The sequence below is a fragment of the Pseudoalteromonas sp. SG45-3 genome, from assembly GCF_014164075.1.
Lineage (GTDB): Bacteria > Pseudomonadota > Gammaproteobacteria > Enterobacterales > Alteromonadaceae > Pseudoalteromonas > Pseudoalteromonas distincta.
In genome coordinates this window covers 121606-137963 of record NZ_JACJEN010000001.1, presented here as the reverse complement: position 1 = coordinate 137963, position 16358 = coordinate 121606, and the positions used below count along the sequence as shown (strand labels likewise).

The following is a 16358-nucleotide window of genomic DNA, read 5'->3' as shown; positions in this document are numbered from 1 at the left end:
CTCTCTAGCCTTCCTTCTCGATCGTAGTTAAGCAATCGCGTAGGATAGAACCATACTCGTATTTGCCTGGACAAACGAAGGTACATAACGCTAAATCTTCTTCATCAAGTTCAAGCGCGCCCAATGAAATTGCACTGTCTAAATCACGTGCAATTAAGTCACGTAATAATAGAGTAGGCAAAATATCTAACGGCATTACGCGCTCGTAGCTACCAATTGGTACCATGGCACGTTTTGAACCACCTGTTGACGTTGTCATTTTAAATAAACGACTTGGTGCAAGGTGAGAAAGGAATGTACGCGTTACAGAGAATTTATCACTACCTGGTGCAATCCAGCCAAACAATTCTTTTTCGCGACCTTCAAGTAAAACAGATACTTGAACGTGGTAACGACCTAAGAATGCATGAACACCGTTTGAAATAGAACCCGATAGAACAGAACCTGAAATAACGCGGTTATCTCCGTCTTCTAACTCACCAGCCACTAAATCATCCAATGAAGCACCTAATTGTGTTTTCACTAAACGTGGGTTTTTAACGCGAGGACCTGCAAGCGAAATAACACGATTTGTGTAAATTTCACCAGTAAGGAATAAGTGACCATACGCAATAACGTCTTGGTAACCAATATGCCAAACTTGTTTGCTAACAGAAACTGCATCAAGATGATGGATATGAGTGCCAACGAGGCCAGCCGGATGCACACCACCAAACTCATGTACTTCTACTTGAGCTATAGATGAGCTAGGAACTTGGCTGCCTGCTTTTTTACACACAAATACTTTGCCATCGGTCAAACGCGAAACAACTGCAAGACCCGCTTCAAATGCTTGCGCATTTTCTGCAATAATTACTGCAGGATCTGCAGCTAATGGGTTTGTGTCGATTGCGGTCACAAAAATAGAACTAGGATTTGCATCCACAGCCGCTACTTTGCTGAATGGGCGAACACGAAGTGCTGTCCATTGACCAGACTGGATAAGTACTTCTTTGGCTTTTTCGCGCTCTAAGCTCGGAAGCTCGTCTGCTTTGAAAGAGTCAAAGGTGATTTGCTCACTGCCTGCTACTTCAATAACAACAGATTGCAGCACACGTTTAGCACCACGATTTATTTCTTTTACTGTACCAGAAGCTGGAGCAGTAAATAGGACGCCTGGGTTCTTTTTATCTTCAAAAAGTACCTGGCCTTTTTTGACTTGGTCATCCACACGAACATGCATGGTTGGACGCATACCGATAAACTCTTCGCCAAGCACAGCTACACGTTTGACAGCAGAACCGTCATGTATAACTTGCTGTGGCGCGCCCTCTAAGGGTAAATCCAGACCTTTTTTTATGTTGATCATACGCACTTGCATTACATTAAAGGAAAGAAACTGAAAAATCGTATCAACCACGTCGCCATTTGAGTTATTCCAAGTTATATCAAGGTACAAAAGAGCAGCTTGCTAGAGATATCAAACAAGCAACGTAGTAAAACTCATCACATATTGTCGAGATTTTAACATCATTTTAGATGACTATGCGAGTGTATTTATGAAAATTATACGACAGAAACACTTATTTAGTTTTGTTAAGTGAATTAAATAAAAATCAAGCTAGACCAAAGTGGTAGCCTAAGCAATTATCATTCCTGATTTCATCGTAAATTCAACAAATCGCATAATACAAAAAAAGCCCCGATAGCGGCTTTTTATAACTAGGGCCTGTTGACCTTTCAGGATTAAAATTTGTTCAATCTAGGGGCTATTTAATCGCGGCGTGAGGTTTGTAACCTAGTGGGCTAAGTAAAAACCGAGCAACAAAGAGTAAATAGCCCCTAGGCAGAACCCTTTGGGCAGCGCATGTTTGGCATTTATTCCACGTTATCGCCCATTTATGGGGAATAACCACACTACATAGGCTCTGCCTTGCCTAAATACCAAACAGACTGCTGCAAATTTAACCTCGAAAGATAAACAGGCCCTAAGTTCTGTTAGTCAATCATATTGGCAATTGGCTTAACTGAATCTACATCTTGATCGTAGTCAACACTATCTATACCAAAACCAAATAAGCGTAAAAACTCATTATGGTAACCAACATAATCTGTTAGCTCATCAATGCTGCTCGTATCTACTTTATCCCAAACAGCTTGCACGCGTGCTTGCACGTCGTCTTCTAGCTCTTTATAGTTTTGGAATAAATGTCCACCGTCGTCAAAGCGAGGAGATTCACCATACAAGTTTTCACTAAATAATGCGTGAATTTGCTCAATAGTGCCTTCGTATGTGCCATCTGCTTTCATAACTTTAAATAAAGCAGAGATATATAACGGCATAATAGGAATAGCAGAACTTGCTTGCGTTACCACAGCATTAAGTGATGAAACATATGCCTCACCATTTAAATCTTTTGTTGATTCTTTAATAGCAGCGGTTGCACGGTCTAAATCTTCTTTAGCCTTACCAATAGTAGCGTGTCCGTATATTGGCCATGTTAGCTCTTTACCAATATAAGTGTACGCAGTCGTTTTAAAGTTATCGGCTAATACATCCGCTTCTTTTAATGCGTCAATCCACATTTCCCAATCTTCACCGCCCATTACTTTAATGGTGTTGTCGATATCGTCTTGGTTTGCAGCTTCAACAGTAATTTCATCAATTTCACGCTTTGATGTATTTAAGTTTTTAGTAGTAACGGCACTGCCAATTGGTTTAAGCGTAGATGAGTAAACTTCGCCCGTATTTGGGTCTGTACGACGAGGAGACGCTAAGCTGTAAATAATACAATCTACTTTGCCCAAATCTGCTTTAATAGTGTCGATTGCTTTTTGTTTAATTTCGTTAGAAAACGCATCGCCATTAATATTTTTAGACCAAAGGCCTGCTTCGTCTGCTGCATCTTGAAAAGCAGCGGTATTGTACCAACCAGCAGAGCCTGTTTTGCGTTCTGTACCTTCTTTTTCAAAGAAAATACCTAATGTTTTAGCACCACCACCAAACGCTGCTGTAATGCGCGAAGCCAAGCCGTAGCCTGTTGATGCGCCAATAACTAATACATTTTTTGGTGCATTTTTTAATGCGCCTTGTTGTTTTACATAGTTAATTTGTTCTTGAACATGCTCTGCACAACCAGCTGGATGTGCGTTTGTGCAGATAAATCCACGAATTTTAGGCTTAATGACCATTGATCATCCTATATCTTTTACAATAAAAATTAGCGCTAGTTTAAAGGCTAATACTAAAAACACTGATCTGATCAGTTAACCACAAGTGTAACAATCAAATCGCTATTAATTATTTAAGCTAATTTAGAGCCGCCCATACAATTAGGTGAATCAGGTGCCTCGCCGCCCTGCTCTGTATACTCATCGGGTGTATATGTATGAATTGCGAGTGCATGAATATGATTTGCTAATTCATCTTTTAGAATTTCATTAATTTCACGATGGCGCTGCAATAAACGTTTACCTGTAAAACCTTCGCTAACCACTATTACTTTAAAGTGTGATTCAGTGCCCGCACTGTGCATATGGCTTTCGTTAATTACGTTTAAATGTTTACACGCAATAGCGTTGCTTATTTTTTCTTGGATCTGTTGCTGCATTGACATAAAAGACCGTTTTAATTAGCTAATTTATACACTTACTATAACAATTTAACGCAGCGCTTGGCTAACTAAATTGCTTTTGTTTAATGTGCTTAATAAATCGGTAAGTTAAACTTATTCGGGGATGTGCAAGCGTTGTTTGCTTAGGTATTGCATGTTGATAATCTCGCTGGCTATGTCCATTCATTATTAAACAGCTGCCACTTTGTAATTTTAAGTCGGTTACTTTATTGCTCGCCTTGTGCTTTAACTTTAGAATCCGATCAGCTCCTAGAGAGACACACACAATTGTTGGTTTATCACCAAGCTCTATTTCATCATCACTGTGCCAGCCCATCGTATCATTACCATCTCGGTAGTAATTAACGAGTAATGAGTTTAGAGGCTGATTTAAGTGCGCCTCTAAACGCCTTCTCATATTAAGTAACAATTCATCCCATGGCTCTACTATTTGCTTACTACTTGAATAGCCGTATTCAATATTTAAATCGCTCATGAAGCATTGTAGCCGTGGAATAGGCCCCGTTTTACCATAAACAGTTACATCGGGTTGCTGCCAACGTAGGTTTTTTTGCAAATAATAAAATAGATCGAGGCTTTTTTGTGCACTAAGTGCCCTACTTTGATAAGAAAAGCCATTTGGTAACTGTTGGGGGTTGGCGTTTTGCCGTTGCATGTTAGAATTTACCTACATTAGATTACTGATCAACGAACCATTATGACGACGCAAGCCCAGCTAGGCGATAAAACCTTTACTCTTGAACGCTTTCCTTTGGATCAAAAAAACCGCAGCTTACAAGCGTGGGATTCGGCAGATGAGTACCTTATCAATTATGTTAACGAACATCACCCTGATTGTCGCTCATTGCTTATTTTAAACGATAGCTTTGGTGCACTTGCTTGTTATTTTAATAAGTTAACGGTTTGTTCAGTTAACGATTCTTATATTAGCCACCAAGCTGCGGCTTATAACTTACAAGAAAACAAACTGCCTACAGCAGATTTTACACAATTAGATAGTTTGTCTGCATTACCGCAGGATGTTGATTTAGTACTTATTAAAATCCCTCGTAATGTAGGTTTTTTACAGTTTCAGTTAAGTGAACTCAGTGAAGTCCTTGCACCTGGTACACCAGTAATTGCCGCAGGTAAAACAAAAGAAATTCATAACTCAACAATAAAATCATTTGAGCAGTTTATTGGTGAAACAAAAACTAGCCTAGCAGTTAAAAAATCCCGTCTTATATTAAGTACAGCTAAAGGCGGATATAAAGCAGCAGATTTCCCTGTAACGTGGGAGCTTGAAGGTACTGAGTTTAATATAACAAACCATGCAAATGTGTTTTCGCGTGATTCGTTAGATATTGGTGCACGCTTCTTTTTTAACTACTTACCAGAAACACCAAAAGCTAAAAGCATTATTGATTTAGGCTGTGGTAACGGAGTTGTTGGATTAATGACGCTTGCTCGTTGCCCTAATGCATCAGTTACTTTTGTTGATGAGTCTTACATGGCAGTAGAGTCGGCTCGGTTAAATGTAGAAATTAACCTAGGCGATAAGTTTGATAACTGCGAGTTCATCGAAAACGACTGTTTAACAGGCTTTGAAAGAGACAGTGTAGATATGGTGCTTTGTAACCCTCCATTTCACCAAGCTCAGGCCGTTACCGACCATATTGCTTGGCAAATGTTTAAACAAGCAAAAGATACTTTAAAAGAAGGCGGCGAGCTGCGTATTATTGGTAATCGTCATTTAGATTATCATGATAAATTAAACCGTATGTTCGGCAACTGTAAGTTGCTAGGTTCAAACAAAAAGTTTGTCGTTTTAAGTGCAACAAAAAATAGTGGAATGCTATAAATGAAATTAACAAACATTATAATTGGGTGTTGTGTATTACTGATACTTGGTGGCTGCGCGAATCAGCCTAGCCAAGTAATACTTAACCCTGTTTATAAAAATGGTCAAATTAGCACTATAAATAGTAGCTTAAGTACTAGTGTAATTGATTTACGTGGCGATACATCAACACTTAAACTTATTGAGTCAGACAAAACTAAAACCTTTGCAAGCCAAGGCATTACCAGCTCTATTAAAAGTGTGTTAGACAGCGCCCTTAGCCGCAATGGAGCCAGTATTTCTAACTTAGCAACTGTTCGCTTTGAAGTAGATATTCATGCATTGCAAGCTGTTGTAACCGAAAAGCTAGTGAGCCATACCAGCGAAGCCCACATAGAACTTGGCGTGCGTGTTATTCGCGCCTCAAGTAACTTTAGTAAAGTGTATAGAGGCAGTGCTGATTTAGAAGGCCCATTTAGTCATGAGCGAGCAAAAATAGAAGGTCAGCTCAATAAGTTGACTGAGCAAGTTATTACCCGCATTGTATCTGACCCTGAATTAATAGAATTTTTAGAAGGTTAACTATGAAACGACTTTTTTTAATCTGCTTAGGCCTATTCTTTAGTGTAAGTAGCTTAGCAGCCCAAGAAGGCCGCTTTGTGCAAAAGGACAACATTTTTCCACGCGTAGAAATTGTAACGTCAATGGGTAGCATCGTGGTTGAGCTGGATCGCTCTAAAGCGCCCATCACAGTCAATAATTTTTTAACTTACGTGTCAGACAAAAGTTATCAAGGCAGCGTTTTTCACCGTATTGAGCGCGATGTAGAAAATGATCGCGACTTTGTTATTCAAGGTGGCGGTTACGATAAAGACTATGATGGCCTACATGAAAATGACCCTATTTTTAATGAAAGCGGTAACGGTTTAAAAAACGATATGTATAGCATTGCTATGGCCTATCAAGATAGACAACCGCACTCAGGAACTCGCCAATTCTTTTTTAATATGGATAATAACGATCACTTAAATCCAGGGAAAGATTGGGGCTTTGCAGTATTTGGTAGCGTAATGGATGGTTACGACACGCTTGATAAAATTATGACTGTTGAAACCGGTTTTAATGAAAAAATTGGCTACGATTTCGTACCTAAAAAACCTGTTGTCATCTTAAATATTAAAGTGCTTGAACAAGTCCCACTATAATTTTTTAAGAGCAGCTTAGCTGCTCTGCATCAAAGCCAATGAAGGCCCTATGAGCAAATCTCTCTCTATTAGCGAATATTTTTCTTACTTTAAAGACAAACGCTTAATCCACATTTTCATATTTGGTATGAGTAGCGGTTTTCCGTGGGTTTTAATTGGCTCTGTTATGTCTGCTTGGCTAAAAGATGAAGGGCTAAGTCGCAGTATGATAGGCCTATTTGGCATTGTATTTGGCGCTTACAGCATAAACTTTTTGTGGTCGCCACTCATTGACCGTACAAAACTTCCTATTTTATATAAATGGCTAGGCCAACGTCGCAGTTGGATACTATTTTGCCAAAGTTTTATTTTTATTGGCACCTTGCTATTAGCAGGGCTTGATTTAAAAGCTAATTTGGCAATTGTTGCTGCGATTTGTTTATTAATCGCCATTGCTTCAGCTACTCAAGACATTGCTATTGATGCCTTTAGAATAGACACCCTAAGCGAAAGCGAATCACACAAAGCAACCGCTGCAGCCGCAATGGCAACTTCGGGTTGGTGGACAGGTTATGCACTTTTAGGCGCCATTCCATTTTACATGGCCGATATACCCTCGCTCGACTGGCCACAAATTTATTACTTTTTAGCTGCCGTAATGCTGCTGTTAATGAGTGGAGCACTGTTTGCAAAAGAGCCCGAAACTAACCGCGAAGCAGTACATGCTGAACTTGAGCGTGTGTACCTTGAAAAACTGTCCTCTACAAAACAAACTCCTTTAACAAAAACTGTTGCGTGGCTTGCGGTAACCGTTATTGATCCCTTTAGAGCTTTTTTTACTAAAAATGGCGTTAAAACAGCACTAGCATTACTTGCGTTTATTTTCTTATTTAAAATAGGCGAAGCGTTTTTAGGGCGCATGTCGATTGTGTTTTATAAAGAAATTGGTTTTAGTAATAGCGATATAGCTACATTTTCGAAGGTAGGTACAGCGGTACTTACAATCATATTTACCTTTGTTGGCAGTTTATTTAATCAAAAATATGGCATTGTTAAGGGTTTATTTGTAAGTGGTATTGCAATGGCTGCTTCAAACTTAGCCTTCTCGTGGATTGCTTTAGTTGGCCCTGACCTAAGGCTGTATGCCTTTGCTATTGTTATTGATGGCTTTACGCAAGCGTGGTCGTTGGTCGCTATGGTGGCCTTTATATCGATGTTATGCGATAGAGCATTTAGTGCAACGCACTATGCATTACTGGCGTCATTAGGGAATTTAGGACGAACATTGCTTTCAAGCTACAGTGGTGTAGTAATTGATGATTGGTTAATGGGAAATTGGTCGCTGTTCTTTATTTTAACAGCCTTAATGGTTTTACCTTCGTTGATATTTTTATATCTGATTAGGTATAAGTTGTATGAGCTTGAGAAGAATTACCACAAAAACATTTAATGCATCCCTGCATTAACATATTGCTTAGCACTATCAAGTGCCCCTTAAAGTGTACTAAGCAATTATTGAGTTAATCTACTTTTAGCAAGCTAAGTGCTTCATGTGGATCAACTTCTAGAGCTGTACAATAGCGAACAAACTCAATGACATCTAAACGGCGTTCTTGATTTTCAATCTTGCCGATAAATGAATGAGGCGTTCCAAGCACTTGTGCTAGGCTTCGCATTGTATGACCCTTTTCATGGCGCTTAGTTTTAAGCCACTTTGTTAGCTTTGCATTTTCTTCAGAAGAAACTGTTTTGCCCATCATTTTACATCTCCTACTAGATGATTTGACGTACCCATTAAAGCAGTAGTTTCCATCAATAGCCGTAGGCAGGTAAGCAGTCATACTTTCAATAGCAAGCTATTGCTTAATAAAGCATGTGTTGCTACCCACTCCACCAACACAGCTAAAAACTACGCTAATAATATGGTAAAGATTTGTTTTTATTGAGAATGAAATTTTGCCCGTCTCATTCTTGGATACATTATATACTATTAACACTTTGGTTAAATAATTAATTACATACTCGGTACAAAATCAACCTGAACGAACATTTATAAACACTGAATATTTGACCTAAGTTATCAGAAAATATTAAAAAAATAATATTACCTTCATAAAACAGCTTAAAAATATTTATAACATATTTGTTCCTTTTTAATGTTACACGTTTATTATTAAGCAATAATTTGCACTAAAAAGGCCAAGTAATGTTCAGACTTCTTTTTTTATTACCTATCGTGTTGTGTTTAGGTTGGTACTTTTTTTTGCGCCACAACGGCGTACCAATTAAACAAGGTAAAAAAGGCTTTATGTATATTTTAGCGTTTTCAGCCTTTGTACTCGGCTTTTTTGTATTGATAATGCAAATTACCGAATACGCACCAACTGATTTATAGGCATTAAAAAAGCCGCAAAAGCGGCTTTATTCTATTTAGCGTTTGGCTGTTAAACGCTAAAGCTTGCACCACAACCACAGGTTGTTGTTGCATTTGGATTAGATACAAAAAAGCGTGCGCCTTCTAATCCTTCAGTGTAATCAACCTCACCATCAACCAAATATTGAATGCTCATTGGATCAATAACGAGTGTTACACCATTTTTTACAATTTCTAAATCGCCAGGATTCGCTTTTTCATCAAAAGTAAAACCATATTGAAAACCAGAACAACCACCGCCTGTTACATAAACACGCAGTTTTAAGTCTGGGTTTTCTTCTTCGTCGATTAACTGTTTAACACGAACAGCAGCCGCATCGCTGAACTTAATTGGTAATTCTTCAGACATTTTAAAACCCTCAATATCGCAATGGCGTGATTATCTAATACCCGAGTGTTTTAATCAAGTATAGTAAAACAACTCTTTCCTCTAAGTTATATCTATAAATTAGTAAAAAAGTGGCCAAACATTAACTAGCTAAAATAATACTTAAGCAAACTAAAAGCGACCTTTATACGCTATAAACTCATTAAATATTTTAGTTATAGGCAATAGGTCTTAATCTTCACTGCAAATTGTTAATATAAGTTACGAAAATTTCAAAATCACAAGGACTTAGCTAAACTCTTTTGCTAAAATGCTGCTGAAAAATACAGCGAGGAATTATGCATGTGGCTTGAGCAACTCAGGCGTCGGCTGGCAAAACCTAAAACATCTGTACAATTATGCTTATTAGGCGTAGTTGCCGGATTAATTGCTGCATTTTTTATTATTTTATTTCGCTTAACCATTCTGTTTTTCCAAAGCTTATTTTTAGAAACACCTGACGACTTTACTACCCTACCAACACTTGAACGTGTACTAATGCCTTTAGTTGCTGCATTACTAATAGCCACGTTTGCTGCCTTTACTGGGTTTAAACATTACCGCTTGGGTATCCCCTTTGTTATACACAGAATTAAACGTCACTACGGGCAAATGCCTTTATACAATACGGTTAATCAATTTGTTGGTGGCGCACTTGCTCTCATTAGCGGTTTTTCAGTTGGCCGAGAAGGGCCTTCCGTGCATATGGGCGCAACGGGGGCGAGTATTTTGGCAGATAAGCTGCATTTACCGCATAATGCCATGCGTACTCTAAGTGGTTGTGGAGTAGCGGCAGGTATAGCCGCGTCGTTTAATACTCCACTTGCAGCCGTTATTTTTGTAATGGAAGTGGTACTTCGTGAATATAAAGTACATATATTTGTACCTATCATGCTTGCCGCTGTTACTGGCGCACTGGCCACACAGTTTGTTTTTGGTGAAGGCTCAGAGCTTGCGCTCATTACCATAGCGCCATTGAGTGGTTGGCATTACCCTTATTTAATATTATGCGGCATGGCGCTGGGTGCAATTGCATTTAGCTTTAATCAAAACTTAATGCTAATTATTAAAACATTTAAACCTTTAAGTATGTTCCCTCGTTTATTAATTGCAGGGTGCATTGCCAGCTTAATAGCTTACGCAGTGCCTCATGCTATGGGCTCTGGTATGAGCGCAATAACTATCGCGGTTGAATCTCCTGATGACGTAAAGCTACTCACAACTATTTTAATCGCTAAACTACTTGCTACATTGTTTGCTATCGGTTTGGGTATTCCGGGCGGTTTAATTGGTCCGGTAATTGGACTTGGCGTATTAATTGGTACATTAATGGCTTTTTTTGCTCAGTTTATTAGTCCTGGCACTGATATAGCGGGTACTTATGGAGTTTTAGGTATGGCCGGATTAATGGCCGCCACATTGCATGCACCACTAGCTGCTTTAACAACGGTCATGGAGCTTACATCGTCACCTGAAATAATTGTTCCAGCTATGCTTGTGATCACCACGGCCTATGTAACAGCATTACAGTTTTTTGGAAATCGCTCCATATTTTTGCAGCAACTAGATTTTCAGGGATTACCGTACCATGTATCTCCCGCTACCGAAGCATTACAAAAAGTGGGGATAATGGATGATATGGATGAAGACTTTAAATTGCTTTATTCAGACGACAAAGTGCAAATAAAAAGCACATTAGATGCCATGGATAGCCAAACTCCGTTAATTGTTTTTGACGAAGAAAATGGCTATCGTCTCGCTGAATACGATTTAACGCTAATGTCTAATGAAACAATAAATATAAATTATATTAGCTTGCAGGGCATCAGTAGTCAGGCCACCCTAGCCGATGCTTTCGATATCCTAAAAGATAAAAGAAGTGGCGCGCTTTACGTTTATAACCTTTTAGATAATCAACAAATTATGGGGCTATTACGCTGGGATCAAATTCATCATATTTTAACCATTCGTAACAGCTTACTTTAAACAATAAGGACTATTATGAGCGCATTATTGATTTATAAAACACTCCACATATTTTTTATGATTGCGTGGTTTGCCGGTATTTTTTACTTGCCTCGATTATTTGTATATCACGCTATGAGCGAGGAAAGATCATGCAACTCTATGTTAAAAGTTATGGAGCGCAGACTACTTTATTTCGTTACCCCATTTGCTGTATTAACCGCTGTATTTGGTGTATTGACCATTGTTGAATATGGTCGTGATTGGTTTAGATACAGTATGTGGCTGCACTATAAACTAGTACTGGTGATCATATTATATATATACCACGGCTACTGTTTTAAGTTATTAAATGACTTTAAGCATGACCGCAACACTAAGACAGACCGCTTTTACCGTATTTTTAATGAGCTCCCAGTTATTGCGTTGCTCATCATAGTGGCCCTTGCGGTAATAAAACCTAATTTATAAGCTTTGCGGCGCATGTTAAACTTCGCTGCAATTTACAATACTTGCTTTAACACGCGCGATTGCGTGCTCCATTTATGGATTATCGCGCCCATTTGATTGATTAGGAATAACCCCATGTTAAGTTTCCAAGGTGAGCATATACTGTCTGTAAATCAGCTAGACAGAGACTGCATTGAACGTATTTTTGCAGTAGCAAAAAAAATGGAGCCTTATGCTAAAAAGCAAAAGCAAACTACGGTGCTAGAAGGCGCTATTTTAGCTAATTTGTTTTTTGAACCAAGCACTCGTACACGAGTTAGCTTTGGCACCGCCTTTAACTTACTTGGCGGTGGTGTACGTGAAACTACAGGTATGCAAAGTTCAGCCCTTGCTAAGGGTGAGTCTCTTTACGATACCGCCCGCGTTATTTCAGCTTATGCTGACGCTGTTGCCATGCGCCATCCTGATGCAGGCTCAGTAAGTGAATTTGCTGATGGCTGTACTGTGCCGGTTATTAATGGCGGCGACGGCCCAAATGAGCACCCTACTCAAGCATTGCTTGACTTATTAACCATTGAGCGCGAATTACATCGTTTTGGTCAAAATATTGATGGTATGCATATAGCGCTTGTGGGCGATTTAAAGTATGGCCGCACAGTGCATTCTTTATCTAAACTATTGTGCCATTATAAAAACGTAAAGTTTTCGATGGTCGCGCCTGATGGCTTACAAATGCCAACAAGCATTTTAGATGCAGTAGAAAATGCTGGCCATAAAATTGAGCTAGTAAATAAGATGGAAGGCAATTTAGCAGCCGATATTGTTTACCAAACACGTATTCAAGAAGAGCGTTTTCCATCGCAAGAAGAAGCAAATAAATACCGTGGCGGCTTTAGGATTAGCCAATCTATTTACAGCGCTCACTGTAAGCCTAACTCTGTATTAATGCATCCTCTTCCACGTGACAGTCGCTTAGAAGCCAACGAGCTTGATAACGACTTAAACAGTAACGACAATTTAGCAATATTTCGCCAGGTACAAAACGGCGTATTAATTCGTATGGCACTGTTTGCTTTAACACTCGGCGTAGAAAACAAAGTCGATAAGTATGAAGTAGACGTACCTTGGTTTAGCCGCAAACGCGACAGCTAACCCCCTTTTAAGTGACAATTTATAGGATTTTTCATGACAATTAGCCAAGACTTATTTGAACGCGCCCAAGCTTCTATTCCTGGTGGCGTAAACTCACCAGTTCGTGCTTTTAATGGTGTAGGCGGTACGCCACTATTCATTACAAAAGCAGAAGGCGCGTTTACATTTGATGCCGACGGTAATCGTTACATTGATTATGTTGGCTCTTGGGGGCCTATGATCATGGGCCATAATCACCCTGCAATTAAACAAGCTGTACACGAAGCTGTAGAAAATGGCCTTAGCTATGGCGCACCAACTGAAGCCGAAATATTAATGGCTGAAAAAGTAAAAGAGCTAGTTCCATCAATCGAAAAAGTACGCATGGTTAGCTCAGGCACTGAAGCGACAATGAGTGCAATTCGTTTAGCACGTGGCTTTACCGGTCGCGATAAAATATTAAAATTTGAAGGTTGTTACCACGGTCACGCTGACTCGTTATTAGTTAAGGCAGGCTCTGGTGCACTAACAATGGGTGTACCTAATTCTCCAGGTATTCCTGAAGACTTTGCTAAGCATACACTTACAGTTTCGTTTAATAACCTAGATGAAGTAAAAGCTATTTTTGCAAAATACGCAGATGAAATTGCCTGTATTATTGTAGAGCCAGTAGCCGGTAACATGAACTGTATTCCACCAGTGCCTGGCTTTTTAGAAGGTTTGCGTGATGTGTGTGACGAATATAAATCAGTACTTATTTTTGATGAAGTAATGACAGGCTTTCGTGTTGCACTTGGCGGTGCACAAGCTTATTACAACATTAAACCAGATCTTACGTGTTTAGGTAAAGTAATTGGCGGCGGCATGCCAGTTGGCGCGTTTGGTGGTAAAACTGAAATAATGGATTACATTGCGCCTGTAGGACCAGTTTACCAAGCTGGTACTCTTTCTGGTAACCCTATTGCAATGGCTGCAGGTTTAAAATCACTTGAGCTATTAAGTGAGCCTGGCCTTCACGATAAGTTAGAAGCTATTTCAAAAGCAATTTGTGAAGGCTTTGAAGCTGGTGCTAAAAAAGCCGGTGTTGCGCTAACAACTAACTATGCGGGCGGCATGTATGGATTCTTTTTTACTGATGCTGAAAAAGTAACGACATACAAGCAAGCAACTGAGTGTGACCTAGAGCGCTTCAAACGTTTTTTCCACCTTATGCTTGAAGAAGGCGTGTACCTTGCTCCATCAGCATTTGAGGCTGGTTTTGTATGTGCTGCGCATACTGAACAAGAAGTAAAAGACACAATAGCGGCAGCAGAACGCTCGTTTGCTAAACTTTAAGTTAAAATTACTTTTTATATTTTATAAGCGCTTGTTTTTACAGTATGTAATTAAGACTAAAGATTGAAAAAAGCCCGAAAGGGCTTTTTTTATTTGTAAAGTACTATAAATGAATGATAATTAAGCATAACAAGGTCTATTCACCTTTACTCTATTACAAAAAATACAAGAGAGCCTTATGTCAGGATTACGCCAATTTTCTTTTCCCGCTATCCAGCTAATGGCAAATTTAAAATACAAAACTAAAATCAGCTTAATGTTTGGAATTTTACTCGTTCCTCTATCACTTAGTTTGTTTTTTTTAGTCTCGTTATTAAGTGAAAGTATCGTTGTTTCAAAAATGCAGCAGCAAGGCTTAAAAGGCTACAGAGCTATACTTTCAAATCAAATGCAGGGAGATACGAATCAAAATATAAAAATAGCTCGCTCACTCGGCTTTGACATAAAAGACACACAAGCCAATGAAGTACTCGAATTTGTTTCTATTCAGTCAAACCTAGCATTAGATAGCCAGTTAGCCAGTGCTTATGTAAACCGCTCTTTAGTCACGCCGATTCCTGCACTTATAATGCAAATAAACTCAACAGCGCAAAGCGCAAACACTGTTTTGGCAAGTAATCGTTTTACGCCCGATACCTTTATAGCGCTTTCAAATTTTAGTAAATCACTTCCTTTGTACGAAAAACAACTAGATAAAATACTCAATGTAGCCACCAATGCAGATAAATCAGTAAATAAAGCGCTCATGCCTCCTTTAACTAATTTACACGGTGCTGTGGGTGCATTTAAAAAAGCGATAGATGAAAAACTACTTGAGCCAGACGATATTCTATTAACTCAAGCAGAGTTCAATAAGCTAACAAACAACGTTCACAGTAGTATTAATCAACTTGTTAGTAAGAGCATTCCAACACTTGAGAGCCTTATAGAGGCAAAACTACAAACTCAACAGTGGACACGAAATCTTGTTTTAGCTGCTTCATTGATTAGTTTGTTATTTGCATTTTATTTAATGATTGGTTTTTATTTTGCGGTTGTTGATACCATTAATCGCTTTGCTGATGCGGCGAATAGAGCCGCGAATGGCGACTTAAATGCAACGATTGATTCAAGCACCAATGATGAAATGGGTATTATTGCATCGCGCTACAACGCATTACTTAATGCATTTTCACACTTATTATTTGATGTTAAAGCAAGTACAGAAGAGCTATGCGGCGCAACTAAATCGCTATCGCATGCGAGTAGCCAAACAAGCAATGATGTTTCAAAACAGCAAACTCGAGTAAATGCCATTTATAATGCACTAAGCGAAATGGCTCAAAACGCACTTGCAGTTGAAGAGTCAGCCCATCAAGCAACGCTTACCGCGCAAGATGCTGCTGCACATGTAAAACAAGGTTCAGACAATACAATGGAGCTTGCTAAATATATGCAAGATCTACAAATTGAATTTGCAGAGAGCCAACAAGCACTCGATAAACTAGCACAAGATAGCCAAGAAATTAGTAAAGTAAGTAAAGGGATCAGTGAAATAGCCGATCAAACAAACTTGCTTGCACTTAATGCCGCTATTGAAGCCGCGCGAGCCGGCGAGCATGGCCGTGGATTTGCCGTTGTAGCTGATGAGGTAAGAACACTTGCTCAGCGTACACAAACACAAACCCAAGAAATACATCAAATTATTAGCTCTTTACAACAAGCATCTGACGACACTCAGCAAAAAATGCGCTCAAGTGTTGAAAAAATGGAGCAATCAGTAAAAGCAGCCAATCAAACCAATGAAGTATTGCAAAGTGCAGAGCAAAGTATGGGCGATATTAAACATCAAGGTGAAGTAATTGCAGAGCGTGTTAAACAGCAATCAAATGCAACAACACAAGCATTAAATGATTCGCAAGAAGTGAGTAATTTAGCAGATCAAACGCTAACATCGGCTCAATCAACGCTACAAGATGCACAGCAATTAAGTCGCTTATCTAATGATTTAACCAAATCAATGCAGTTTTTTAAATCTTAATACCAATTCGCTTAATTAAGTGATCTATTTTGAGGGAAG

The 16358-nt window shown here is 39.0% G+C and carries 16 protein-coding genes; 10 read left to right on the top strand and 6 right to left on the bottom strand.

Going from position 1 to position 16358, the window contains the following annotated elements; all coding sequences use genetic code 11:
* Nucleotides 1-4: 4 nt before the first annotated feature.
* The 4 genes from H5126_RS00610 to H5126_RS00595 all read right to left on the bottom strand — a co-directional run bounded on the left by H5126_RS00610 (nt 5) and on the right by H5126_RS00595 (nt 4269).
* Entirely contained in the window at nt 5-1348 is a 1344-nt protein-coding gene (locus H5126_RS00610) for a Na(+)-translocating NADH-quinone reductase subunit A (protein WP_024596562.1), read from the bottom strand.
* 629 nt (nt 1349-1977) lie between these two features.
* Nucleotides 1978-3171: an enoyl-ACP reductase FabV gene (fabV, locus tag H5126_RS00605; RefSeq protein ID WP_024596563.1), complete on the bottom strand. Its 1194-nt coding sequence runs from the start codon at nt 3169-3171 to the stop codon at nt 1978-1980.
* Between the two features lie 113 nt (nt 3172-3284).
* Nucleotides 3285-3596: a BolA family transcriptional regulator gene (locus tag H5126_RS00600; protein ID WP_024596564.1), complete on the bottom strand. Its 312-nt coding sequence runs from the start codon at nt 3594-3596 to the stop codon at nt 3285-3287.
* A gap of 61 nt (nt 3597-3657) precedes the next feature.
* The gene (locus tag H5126_RS00595) at nt 3658-4269 is read right to left on the bottom strand and encodes an alpha-ketoglutarate-dependent dioxygenase AlkB (RefSeq protein ID WP_039486798.1); all 612 of its coding nucleotides are present in this window, start codon (nt 4267-4269) and stop codon (nt 3658-3660) included.
* A gap of 42 nt (nt 4270-4311) precedes the next feature.
* On the opposite strand from H5126_RS00595, the gene H5126_RS00590 reads away from it, so the two are divergent.
* The 4 genes from H5126_RS00590 to H5126_RS00575 are packed head-to-tail and all read left to right on the top strand — an operon-like array spanning nt 4312 to nt 8067.
* A complete protein-coding gene (locus H5126_RS00590; protein WP_024604970.1) occupies nt 4312-5454 on the top strand; it encodes a methyltransferase in 1143 nt (380 codons plus the stop codon).
* Nucleotides 5455-6015: a YajG family lipoprotein gene (locus H5126_RS00585; RefSeq protein ID WP_154903662.1), complete on the top strand. Its 561-nt coding sequence runs from the start codon at nt 5455-5457 to the stop codon at nt 6013-6015. It begins immediately after the preceding gene.
* A 2-nt stretch (nt 6016-6017) separates the two neighbouring features.
* The gene (locus H5126_RS00580; protein WP_002958906.1) at nt 6018-6638 is read left to right on the top strand and encodes a peptidylprolyl isomerase; all 621 of its coding nucleotides are present in this window, start codon (nt 6018-6020) and stop codon (nt 6636-6638) included.
* Nucleotides 6639-6687: 49 nt separating this feature from the next.
* Nucleotides 6688-8067: an AmpG family muropeptide MFS transporter gene (locus H5126_RS00575; RefSeq protein WP_182712249.1), complete on the top strand. Its 1380-nt coding sequence runs from the start codon at nt 6688-6690 to the stop codon at nt 8065-8067.
* A 70-nt stretch (nt 8068-8137) separates the two neighbouring features.
* Here the strand turns inward: H5126_RS00575 and H5126_RS00570 are convergent, their stop codons facing one another.
* On the bottom strand, nt 8138-8377 hold the full coding sequence (locus H5126_RS00570; RefSeq protein WP_002958908.1) for a helix-turn-helix domain-containing protein: 240 nt from the start codon (nt 8375-8377) through the stop codon (nt 8138-8140).
* Between the two features lie 446 nt (nt 8378-8823).
* Between H5126_RS00570 and H5126_RS00565 the strand changes: the two genes are divergently transcribed.
* Nucleotides 8824-9012: a hypothetical protein gene (locus tag H5126_RS00565; protein ID WP_024596569.1), complete on the top strand. Its 189-nt coding sequence runs from the start codon at nt 8824-8826 to the stop codon at nt 9010-9012.
* 49 nt (nt 9013-9061) lie between these two features.
* On the opposite strand, the gene erpA is transcribed toward H5126_RS00565, so the two are convergent.
* Nucleotides 9062-9400 carry an iron-sulfur cluster insertion protein ErpA gene (gene erpA, locus H5126_RS00560; RefSeq protein ID WP_002958911.1) on the bottom strand — a complete coding sequence of 113 codons (339 nt, stop codon included), beginning with the start codon at nt 9398-9400 and terminating at the stop codon, nt 9062-9064.
* Nucleotides 9401-9721: 321 nt separating this feature from the next.
* Here erpA and H5126_RS00555 point away from each other — a divergent pair, with 321 nt between their 5' ends.
* The 5 genes from H5126_RS00555 (at nt 9722) to H5126_RS00535 (ending at nt 16319) form a co-directional block, all read left to right on the top strand.
* Nucleotides 9722-11404, top strand: a complete 1683-nt coding sequence (locus tag H5126_RS00555) for a chloride channel protein (protein ID WP_002958912.1) — start codon at nt 9722-9724, stop codon at nt 11402-11404.
* A gap of 15 nt (nt 11405-11419) precedes the next feature.
* Nucleotides 11420-11854, top strand: coding sequence for a CopD family protein (locus H5126_RS00550; RefSeq protein ID WP_002958913.1), 435 nt, complete (start codon nt 11420-11422; stop codon nt 11852-11854).
* Between the two features lie 114 nt (nt 11855-11968).
* A complete protein-coding gene (locus H5126_RS00545) occupies nt 11969-12985 on the top strand; it encodes an aspartate carbamoyltransferase (RefSeq protein ID WP_002958914.1) in 1017 nt (338 codons plus the stop codon).
* A 33-nt stretch (nt 12986-13018) separates the two neighbouring features.
* Nucleotides 13019-14299 (top strand): glutamate-1-semialdehyde 2,1-aminomutase, encoded by a 1281-nt coding sequence (gene hemL, locus H5126_RS00540; protein ID WP_024596268.1) that lies wholly within the window; start codon nt 13019-13021, stop codon nt 14297-14299.
* Nucleotides 14300-14477: 178 nt separating this feature from the next.
* Complete coding sequence (locus H5126_RS00535) at nt 14478-16319, top strand: methyl-accepting chemotaxis protein (protein WP_182721284.1); 1842 nt, start codon at nt 14478-14480, stop codon at nt 16317-16319.
* Nucleotides 16320-16358: the final 39 nt, after the last annotated feature.